Source organism: Microterricola pindariensis (assembly GCF_002936985.1).
Lineage (GTDB): Bacteria > Actinomycetota > Actinomycetes > Actinomycetales > Microbacteriaceae > Microterricola > Microterricola pindariensis.
In genome coordinates, this window is sequence record NZ_MPZN01000022.1 from 42,914 (window position 1) to 53,003 (window position 10,090).

Annotated in this window: 8 protein-coding genes and 1 pseudogene; 1 reads left to right on the forward strand and 8 read right to left on the reverse strand. The window is 71.3% G+C overall.

Annotated elements, in window-relative coordinates; all coding sequences use genetic code 11:
* Window positions 1–265: 265 nt before the first annotated feature.
* The 7 genes from GY24_RS08480 to prfB all read right to left on the reverse strand — a co-directional run bounded on the left by GY24_RS08480 (window position 266) and on the right by prfB (window position 8,436).
* Window positions 266–1,063 (reverse strand): tyrosine-protein phosphatase, encoded by a 798-nt coding sequence (locus GY24_RS08480; protein ID WP_104475239.1) that lies wholly within the window; start codon window positions 1,061–1,063, stop codon window positions 266–268.
* Window positions 1,064–1,065: 2 nt separating this feature from the next.
* On the reverse strand, window positions 1,066–1,542 hold the full coding sequence (smpB, locus tag GY24_RS08485) for an SsrA-binding protein SmpB (RefSeq protein WP_083363443.1): 477 nt from the start codon (window positions 1,540–1,542) through the stop codon (window positions 1,066–1,068).
* Between the two features lie 54 nt (window positions 1,543–1,596).
* The gene (locus GY24_RS08490) at window positions 1,597–2,262 is read right to left on the reverse strand and encodes an ATP-binding cassette domain-containing protein (protein WP_104475240.1); all 666 of its coding nucleotides are present in this window, start codon (window positions 2,260–2,262) and stop codon (window positions 1,597–1,599) included.
* Complete coding sequence (locus tag GY24_RS08495) at window positions 2,246–5,254, reverse strand: hypothetical protein (protein ID WP_104475241.1); 3,009 nt, start codon at window positions 5,252–5,254, stop codon at window positions 2,246–2,248. Before GY24_RS08495 ends, GY24_RS08490 begins: the two co-directional genes overlap by 17 nt.
* A 44-nt stretch (window positions 5,255–5,298) precedes the next feature.
* Window positions 5,299–6,213 carry a permease-like cell division protein FtsX gene (gene ftsX, locus GY24_RS08500; protein WP_083363441.1) on the reverse strand — a complete coding sequence of 305 codons (915 nt, stop codon included), beginning with the start codon at window positions 6,211–6,213 and terminating at the stop codon, window positions 5,299–5,301.
* Window positions 6,210–7,235: a cell division ATP-binding protein FtsE gene (gene ftsE, locus GY24_RS08505; protein WP_104475242.1), complete on the reverse strand. Its 1,026-nt coding sequence runs from the start codon at window positions 7,233–7,235 to the stop codon at window positions 6,210–6,212. The genes ftsX and ftsE overlap by 4 nt, the downstream gene beginning before the upstream one ends.
* Window positions 7,236–7,332: 97 nt before the next feature.
* Window positions 7,333–8,436, reverse strand: a complete 1,104-nt coding sequence (gene prfB, locus GY24_RS08510; protein WP_083363439.1) for a peptide chain release factor 2 — start codon at window positions 8,434–8,436, stop codon at window positions 7,333–7,335.
* Between the two features lie 75 nt (window positions 8,437–8,511).
* On the opposite strand from prfB, the gene GY24_RS08515 reads away from it, so the two are divergent.
* Complete coding sequence (locus tag GY24_RS08515) at window positions 8,512–9,759, forward strand: MFS transporter (RefSeq protein WP_104475243.1); 1,248 nt, start codon at window positions 8,512–8,514, stop codon at window positions 9,757–9,759.
* 73 nt (window positions 9,760–9,832) lie between these two features.
* Here GY24_RS08515 and GY24_RS17630 read toward each other — a convergent pair.
* A pseudogene (locus tag GY24_RS17630) lies at window positions 9,833–10,090 on the reverse strand (pilus assembly protein TadG-related protein); the annotation flags it as partial.

Consider the following 10,090-nt stretch of genomic DNA (forward strand, 5'->3'; position numbering starts at 1 on the left):
GGCGCCGCGTTCGGGCGGGAAACCGGGCTTCGGTCGCTCGTTCCTCGCTCTCTCAGCCGACGCGGGGAGAGGAACGTGGAAGGCGGACGCGTGAGTCGCACGCCGGCTGGAGGCGGGGCACGTGATTCGCACGCCGGCTGGAGGGAGCGCCAGCGACCGAAGCCCCGACACAGCGTGAGGCTGGCAATGGCTTCGACAGGCTCAACCAGCGGGATGCGCGGGGCGGCAGCGCGCCAGGCGCAGCCCAACGGCGGCTCGGCGCGGCCTAGGCGGTGGGTTCTGCGGCGGGCTCTGCGGCAGGCTCCGCGACGGGCTCTGCGACGGGTTCTCCGGCGGGCTCGACCAGGGCGGCGCGGAGCTTCTCGATCTCGCTCTCCGGCATCCCGGAGTCCGCCAGGTACTGGCTGACGGAGCCGTGCCCAGCCTCGATGCTCTGCAGCGCGGCATCGAGCACCTCGGGCGGGCTGCCGCCCATCAGGGTGCGCAGCGCGGGCGTCGCCTCGACACCGTGCTCGGCGAGCAGGGCGAGCATGCCGTCGAGCCACTCCCCGCCGAGGTTTGCCTCGGAGCGGGCATAGTCGGCCAGCACGGTCTCGCGGTCCACGCCGGCCACGAGCAGGGCGAGGGCCACGACGACGCCGGTGCGGTCCTTGCCTGCGGTGCAGTGCACAAGCACGCCGGCGTCGGAGTCGGCGATGTCGCGCAGCGCGGTGACGACGACATCCGAATGCTCGCTCAGGATCTTCTCGTAGAGCGCTTCCAGGCTCACGTTGCCCTCGGCCTGGGAGGCGCCGGAGCCCTCGAAGACGGGAAGCCGCACCGTCCGGATGCCGGTGCCGTCCAGGTCGTCCGGCATCATCGTCGCCTCGAAGTCATCGCGCAGGTCGATCACGAGCCGCACGCCGAGCCGCATCAGATCGCCCTTGCCGGCGTCCCCGAGCTTGCTCAGACCATCGGAGCGGAACAGCTTGCCCGGGCGCACGACCCCGCCGGCGGCGGGATACCCACCCACGTCACGGAAGTTGAAGGTGCCGGAAACGGGGATGCGGTCGTGCGGGTTCATGCTCAGTCTCCGAGATTCTTCCTGCTGGCGATGGCCCGGTCGGACTCACGCTTGTCCTGACGTTCGCGCAGCGCCTGGCGCTTGTCGTATTCCTTCTTGCCCTTCGCCACCGCGAGCTCGACCTTGGCGCGGCCGTCCTTGAAGTAGATCTGCAGCGGGATGAGGGTGTAGCCGCCCTCTTTGGTCTTGTGGCTGATCTTGACGATCTCCTGCTTGTGCAGCAGCAGCTTGCGCTTGCGCCGCGGCGGGTGGTTCGTCCAGGTGCCGCCAGAGTACTCGGGGATGTGCACGGCGTCGAGCCAGATCTCGCCGCCCTCGATGAAGGCGTAGCCGTCGACCAGGCTGGCCCGGCCGGCACGCAATGACTTGACCTCGGTCCCCGAGAGCGACATGCCGGCCTCGTAGGTGTCCTCGATCGTGTAGTCGTGGCGGGCCTTGCGATTGGTGGCCACGACCTTCTCGCCACGTTCCCTGGGCACGACGGGCTCCTTCTGTCTGGGGGTGGCCCGGCAGATGCCGAGCAGCCTTTCACTCTAACGGATGCCGCCGCCCAGTGTGGAGCGCACATCGGCCGCGTCGATCAGCGCCTGGTCGGCCGAGGCGACGAGCAGCGCCCGTCCGTCCGCGCGCTGGGCGCCCAGCACGGCGATCATCGCGTCGGCGGACGCCCGGTCCAGGCCCGTCGTCGGCTCGTCGAGGATGAGCAGCGGTGGCTCCAGCAGCAGCGCGCGGGCCAAGGCGACGTGCCGGCGCTCGCCGGGCGAGAGCTCGGCCGGGCGGGCGGAGGCCACCTCGGCCAGCCCGAACTCGGCCAGCAGCTGGTGCGCGCGCCCCTGCAGCTCGGCGCCCCGGCGCCGGGGCACGGCCGGCAGCAGCACGTTCTCCAGCACGCTCAGGTGGCCGAGCAGCGTCGCCTCCTGGTCGACGTAGCCGATGTGCGCCGCACGCCGCGAGGCGACGGCATCCTCACCGAGCGCGGCCAGGTCCTCGCCGTTCCAGGCGACGGTGCCGGACGTCGGGCGCAGCAGCCCGGCCGCCACTCGCAGCACGCTGCTCTTGCCGGAGCCGAGCGGCCCGGCCACGCAGTGCAGGCGCCCGGTGCGGAGACCGAGGTCGAGCGAGTCGGCGAGCACGGTCAGGGTGCCGGAGCGGTCGGCGAAGGCCACGCTCACGGCGCGGAGTTCAAGAAGCGATGCCACGGGACAGGGCCGCCTTTCGGGCTGGGATCTTCTCGGCTGACGGCGAGGAAGACGGGCGGGGGCGGGGCGGCAGCAGGAGCAGTGCGGCGGCGAGCCCGGCGACCAACGCCGCGCTGACCGGGGTGTTGACGCTGTCGATGCCGGCGGAGCTGAGCACGAACCAGAGCGCGTAGCTGCCGAGCAGCGCGGCGGCCAGCGGGGCGGCGAGCGACTCGGCCAGCGCGGCCAACCGGACCTCGCGCGGCAGCCAGCCGCTGGCCGCCAACACGGCCGCGGGGGCGTCGCCCGGCTCGAGCGTGGCGACCTCCCGGTCGCGCTGTCGCACCACGGCGAGCAGCACCAGGCCGGCGGCCACTCCGGCCCCGGCGAGGAGGAGCTGGGCAGGGCCGACCCCACCCGGCTCGGCGCTTGGCCGCGGTGAGCGCGGCGACGGGGCCATCACCGCGCCGACGGCGGCAGCGCGCGGCAGTGAGGCGGCGGGGCTGCGCCAGGCACGCTGCAGGCCCCACAGCAGGGGCGAGCGCGGCATCCGCACGATCCGGGCGGCCGGCAGGGATTCCGCAGCCGACGGGTCCGCGCCGAGCACGCGGGCTTCCGGCCGCCGCTCGAACTCGCGCGCACGCGCGTCGCCCCGCGCGTGCTGCAGCTCGGCCTCGCTCGCCGTCCACGCGCGGGGCGCCCGGGTCGCCCGTGCAAGCGCCGTGAGCGCGATCGCCGTGCCGGCGAGCAGCGCGGCGGCGACAACGGTCGCGGTCAGGCCCGGGTCGGCGGCGACGAGAACGGCGGCCAGACCGGCGGCCGCGAGCACCGGCAGCGCGACGGCATGCTCGGCCGCGAACCAGGCCACGATGCGCCGGCTCCGCCAGCCGAGCCCGCGGAGCACGGCGGCCTCCCGGCGTCGGGCCGACACGGCGCCCGCTTCGATCACGGCGAAAGCGCCGAGCACGGCAAGCAGCGCCGTGCCGAGCAACAGCTGTGTACCCGCGCCGAGGCCGGCTCCGGCCGCGGCGGCCGGCCCGAGCACGCTCCAGCGCTGCTGGATGACGCCGAGCTCCCCCACCCTTTGCGGGGTCGCAGCATCCATGGTGCCGAAGGCGTAGCCGCCGACGCTCACCTTCAGGTCCTCGCCCTGGCTGCCGGCGACGATCGTGGCGCGGTAGCCGAGCCGCTCGATCTTGCGGGCGGCCTGCGTGACGGCGCTGATGCCGGCCGCGTCGTAGCGCTCGACGCCGGCGACGCGCACCCGCACCGCGTCGACCTTGTTCTCGCTGCGGAAAGCGACGCTGTTGATGTCGGCGATCGCGCTCGTGCGCCCGGCGGCCAGGCCGAGCGGGCCGAAGCCGGCGACCGGGGATCCCACCGACAGGCCCTCGTCGTCCGCGGTCGCGAGCAACGTGGCGTCACTCGGCTCGTATGCCCCGAGCGGAATGCCGGCGGCGAGCTCGGTGATGGCGCGCTGCCCGCCGGTGCTGAACCCGCCGACGCTGATCCCGGCCCGATACTCGCCCTGGGTGGGCACCCCCCGCTCGCGTGCCCGGACGACGCCGAAAACCGACTCGGTGCCGGCGAGGTCGGGATTCACGTCTGCTCCGCCGCGCAGGCTCTCGTTGAGAACGCTTCCGGCATCCCCGCCGAGCTTGTGGAATCCGACGCCATCCAGGCGCACCTCCTGCGCCCCCTCGGATCCGACGGTGGCGACACCCGGCGCGAGGTCGTGCACGCTCACCGGGCTGGACAGGTCCACGTAGAACGGGTAGTCGGGGAACGCCGACTCCGGCGCGGGACGGGGAACCGTGCCGGGCCAGGGAAGCGAGAGTGCGCCATAGGACGCGGGATTCAGCAGCACGGAGGCGTCGATGCTGACCGGCGGCAACGCAACGCCCGGGTCGCCGTTGCGCACGGCATCCGGAATCGGCGGGTTGGGCACGTAGCCGCCGCTGTTCTCGAGTGGATCGGGGAGTGGACCGCTCGGCCCGAACGACTCCACGCTGAGCTCGGCGCGAAGCGCACCTGCGGCGAGATCATCGGCGAGGAGCATGGGCACAACGGGCATCATGGTGCCCGTGTAGGCGTTGGGGTCCGGCTCCTCGCCGCGTTCGCGCATGATGCGCGCATACTCCAGGTATGCCGCCCCGGCCAGGAACTCGTCCTGGAACTTCTGGGTGGCCCGCGCGGTGGCGTTGATCGCGCGGGCCGCGGGGGTGTCGTGTGCCTCCGCCCAGGACTCGAGGGCGTCGTAGTCGACCGGCGCCGGGCCCCCGAGGTCGATCAGCGGGTCAAGGAAGCCGCCGGCTGTGCCGAGCAGCGCCCGCTCGGCGTTCGGGTCGATGAGCGTCATCCGCAGGTCGCCGCTGAACGAGGCCGGCATATGCAGGGTGATCGTCTGGCCGTCGCTCTCACCGGTGCTCGAGTACGTGCCGTCGAGGGCCTCCATCCACACCGCCGTCCGCCACCGGGGCGCGCTCGCCCACGGGAACAGCGAGCACGGGATCGCCACAGCGCCGATCGAGCAGGAGGAGTTGACGTCGTCGACCACCGCGGGCAGTTCCGGCGGCACGTTGGCTCGGTCCAGCGTCAGCGCAGCGGTGTTCTCGGTGATCAGCCGCTCGCCGAGGCCGCTGTCACCGAGCAGGCGCAGCACCGCCCGGTAGCTCTCGGGCGCCGAGACGGGTTGGCCGAGGTCGACCGGGATGCGCACCTGGGTCTGGTAGCCGCGCTGGCCGGGCACGACGATCTGGGCGATCGGGGCAGCCAGATCCACGCCGGCCAGCGCGCGGATGGCCTCGACGTCGGCGAGGCTGAGCTGCTCCTCCCCCGTGTACAGCGAGTTCGGGGCGAGCAGCGTCGGCGCCTCGCTGGCCGCATCCGCCGTCACCAGGATGTCGTAGATCCCGCGCGAGGACGGGTCGACGCTCGCGGCCAGGGCGGCGGATGCCGCGTCCTGCAGCAGCGCGGAGCCGAGCAGCAGCACGGCCAGAGCTCCGACGGTCACAGCGCGCACAGGCGCACGCAGTAACCGCCGGAGCGCGCTGGGCACTAGACCTTCAGATACCTGGAAATGGCGAAGTTGGCCGAGAAGGCGGCGAGCACGGCGCCGACGACGAGCAGGATCGGCACTACCACGAGGGCGTCCTTGACGTCGACGAAGCTGGTGAACTGCATCGCGCTGCCGAGGTAGCCCTGCACGAAGAAGTGAACGATTCCCACCACCGCGCCGCCGGCCAGCAGTGAGCCGAGCAGGGCGGCGAAGACGCCCTCCAGCACGAACGGCGTCTGGATGAAGCGGTTCGATGCTCCGACGAGGCGCATGATGCCGATCTCCCGCCGCCGGGAGAAGGCCGACAGCCGGATGGTGGTGGCGATCAGCAGCACGGCGGCGATCAGCATGAGCGCCGCGATGCCGATGGCGGTGTAACTGGCCGCGTTCAGCACCGAGAAGATCTGGTCGAGGTAGCGCCGCTGGTCGGTGACGGTCTCCACGCCCGGCATCGTGCCGAGGCTCTCGGAGAGCACCGCGGCGTTGGACGGGTCGATCAGGTTCACCCAGAACGTCTGGTTGAGCTGGTCGGCCGTGACGTACTCGGTGACGGGGTTGCCCTCGAACTGCTTCTGGAAGTTCTTGAACGCCTCCTCGTGCGACTCGAAGAACCACTTGTCGATGAAGGGCGAGAGCACGGCGGAGTCCAGCTGCGCCTCGACGGCGTCGATCTGCTCCTGGGTCGCCTCACCGCCGGCGCAGGACTCCCCCGGCGAGATGTCGGTGCAGAGGTAGACGGCGACCTGCGCCTTGTCGTACCAGACGCTCTTCATCTGCGAGATCTGCATCTGCATGAGCACGGCCACGCCGACGAAGGTCAGCGAGATGAATGTGACGAGAACGACGGAAACCACCATCGACGCGTTGCGGCGCAGGCCGTTGGCGGCCTCGCCGAGTACCAGACCGAGTCTCATTTCGTCGGCCCCACTTCTTGTGCATTGCTCTGATCGTTGTTCTCGCCCGGGCCGCGGAGGCCCAGCTTCTCGGCGAGACCCAGTTGTTCTGGCACCTCGTGCCTGGCCACCGGCAGCAGCGGCCGGATCATGCTGCCCGTCATCGGGGCGGGCGGCGCGGCGGGGGCCGGCTGCACCGCCTGGGCCGCGGCGGTGACGGCGGCCGCGGCATCCGTCACCTCGTCATTGAACTCGGGCTCGACGTAGAGCGGCTGCGACATGGTGCTGGTCGGCACGGCGCTCGTGGCGGGCGCGGCTGCGGCGACGGATTCGGGGCCGACGGCCAGGATCGGCACGGCGCTCGTGGCGTAGCCGCCGTGGCGCTCATCGCGCACGATGGTTCCGGCGCTCAGCTCGATCACGCGGCGCTGCATCTGGTCGACGATGGCCGCCTCGTGCGTGGCCATCATGACGGTGGTTCCTCCGGCGTTGATGCGCTCGAGCAGGGTCATGATGCCGGTGCTGGTCGTCGGGTCGAGGTTTCCCGTCGGCTCGTCGGCGAGCAGCACCTGCGGCTTGTTCACGATGGCGCGGGCGATGGCAACGCGCTGCTGCTCACCGCCGGAGAGCTCGTGCGGGTAGCGCTGGGCCTTGCCGTCGAGGCCGACCATCTTCAGCGTGTCCGGCACGGCCTCCTGGATGTAGCCGCGCGACTTGCCGATGACCTGCAGCGTGAACGCCACGTTGTCGTAGACGGTCTTGTTCGGCAGCAGCCGGAAGTCCTGGAAGACGACGCCGAGGTTGCGCCGGAAGTACGGGATCTTGCGGTTGGAGATTGTTCCCAGGTCTTGGCCGAGCACGTGGATGCTGCCGGTGCTCGGTTTCTCCTCTTTCAGCACGAGCCGCAGGCAGCTGGATTTGCCCGAGCCTGACGCGCCGATGAGGAAGACGAACTCGCCCCGGAGAATTTCAAGGTCGATCGCGTTCAGCGCCGGCCGTGTGGTTCCCGGGTATTTCTTGGTGACGTGGTCAAAGCGAATCATGACCCTCCGAGCTTAGGCAGCGGTGCGAAGAAACGGCGCAGCGACGCGCCACGTCTCAGCTTGGCGTCGAACAGTGGCGGCAAGTGTGACGCTCGGGCTAGTGGGCACCCTTGCGCCAGCGGATGCCGGCGGAGATGAACCCGTCCAGGTCGCCGTCGAACACGTTGCTCGGGTTGTTGACCTCGTAGTCGGTGCGCAGGTCCTTGACCATTTGGTACGGCGCGAGCACGTAGCTGCGCATCTGGTCGCCCCAGCTGGCCGTGATGTTGCCGGCGAACTCCTTCTTCGTGGCGGCCTCCTGCTCGCGCTGCAGCAGGAGCAGGCGCGACTGCAGAACGCGCAGCGCGGCCGCGCGGTTCTGGATCTGGCTCTTCTCGTTCTGGCAGCTGACGACGATGCCGGTCGGCAGGTGGGTGATGCGCACGGCGGAGTCGGTCGTGTTCACCGACTGGCCGCCGGGGCCGCTGGAGCGGAACACGTCGATGCGGATGTCCGCCTCGGGCACGTCGACCGACTGGGCCTGCTCGATCAGGGGAACCACCTCGACGGCGGCGAAGCTGGTCTGGCGCTTGCCCGCGGCGCCGAAGGGCGACATCCGCACCAGGCGGTGGGTGCCGGCCTCCACGCTCAGGGTGCCGAACGCGTAGGGGGCGTCGACCTCGAAGGTGGTCGACTTGATGCCGGCCTCCTCGGCGTAGCTGGTGTCGAGCACACGCACCGGGTACTTGTGCTTCTCGGCCCAGCGCAGGTACATGCGCATCAGCATCTCGGCGAAGTCGGCGGCGTCGACGCCGCCGGCGCCGGCGCGGATCGTGACGACGGCCGGGCTCGGGTCGAACTCGCCGTCGAGCAGCGTCTGCACCTCGAGCTCGCCCATCAGCTTCTGCAGGCTGGCCAGTTCGGCGCGCGCCTCCTGGGCGCTCTCGTCGTCGCCGGCCTCGTTGGCGAGCTCGACGAGCACCTCGAGGTCGTCCAGCCGGCTGCCGATGCTGGTGATCTTGGCGAGCTCTGACTGGCGGTGGCTGAGCGCGCTGGTCACCTTCTGGGCGTTGTCGGTGTCGTCCCAGAGGTCGGGGGCACCGGCCGCCTCACTCAGGCGTGCGATGTCGGCGGTGATGGCGTCCACGTCGAGCACGGCGCGAATGTCGCCAAAAGTGGACCGCAGGGCGGCAATCTGTTCGGATATATCGAGCTCAATCATGTCGGCACCAGCCTAATACTCCGCGAGACGTCGGGCGGCTGCCGCGCTCGACGGCTGAAGTAGCATCGAGGAACCATGTCTGATGCCGCGCCCCAGTTCTCCATGCGCAGTGTCGCACTCGCCGCCTTCCTGCCGACTCTGCTGTTCTCGATCGGCGAGGGCGCCATCATTCCGCTCATCCCCCTGGTCGCCCACGACCTCGGCGCCTCCCTGGCCCTGGCCGGGCTGCTCGGCGCGCTCGTCATGGTCGGCACCGTCGTCGGCGACATCCCGAGCGGGGCCATCGTCGCCCGCATCGGCGAGCGCACCGCCATGATCTGGGCGGCGCTGCTCGCCGTCATCGCCGTTCTGATCTGTCTGGCCGCCCCAAACGCCCTCGTGCTCGGCATCGGCGTGTTCATCATCGGGCTCGCGACGGCCGTGTTCGGCCTGGCCCGGCACGCGTTCCTGACCAGCTATGTGCCGCTCCAGTACCGGGCGCGCGCCCTCTCCACCCTGGGCGGCGTGTTCCGGGCCGGCTTCTTCATCGGCCCGTTCCTCTCCGCCGCCGTCATCCACCTGACCGGCGGCACCCAGGCGGTGTTCTGGGTGTTCATCGTCTGCTGCCTCGCGGCCACCGCCGTGCTGCTGCTCCTGCCCGATCCGGCGAGCACCTTCGGGGCCCCGCAGGGGCGGCCGGGCACCGCGGGCGCCGACGGGCTGTTCCGCACCCTCTGGGCGAACCGCGGCGTGCTGCTGCGGCTCGGCACCGGCGTCGGGTTGGTCGGCGCGATGCGGGCGACGCGCCTCGTGATCATGCCGCTCTGGGCGGTCAGCATCGGCATTGGGCAGGCGGACACGGCGCTGATCATCGGCATCGCCGGCGCCGTCGACTTCGCACTGTTCTACGTCAGCGGCCAGATCATGGACAAGCACGGACGGCTGTGGAGCGCTCTGCCGTCCATGCTCGGGCTCGGCTCCGGCCTGCTCGTGCTCGCCTTCACGCACGACCTGCCCAGCAATGTGGCGTGGTTCATTGCCGTGGCCATGTTCCTCTCCCTCGCGAACGGGATCGGCAGTGGCATCATGATGACCCTCGGTGCCGACCTCGCCCCGCGCAGCAACCCGGCCCCGTTCCTCGGCGCCTGGCGCTTCGCCGGCGACCTCGGCTCCGCTGTGGCGCCGCTCGCGGTGGCCGGCATCACGGCCATCGCCACCCTCGCCCTCGCCAGCGGCGTCGCCGGGGTGGCCGGGCTCTTCGGCGCCGGCATCCTCGCCCGCTACATTCCCCGCTACCTGCCGCGCACCGCCAAACACCCCGCCAAGCGCGCCGCATCGTCATGACAGCTAGGCGTCTTCCCGGCGCCCCGGGGACACGTACTGCTGCCATCTCGGCGCTCGCCCCGCCCCGGCCCGGTCAGCGGAACACCGAGCGCGCCGTCGAGCTGGCCTCGAGGCGGATTCCGGCCGGCACGAACACCGTGAGCACCGGCGGCCGCCACCAGGCGCTCAGCGTGACCACAGCCGAGGCGCCATCCGGCGTGCCAGCGTGCTCGAGCCGCAGGTCCTCCAGCGAGCCGTGCGGAACCGCGCCCAGGTGCTCCAGCGCCGCCGCCCGCACATCGGCGTCGCGCACGGTGACGGTGAGCCCGTCGGGGCCCGGCTGCACCGCGCC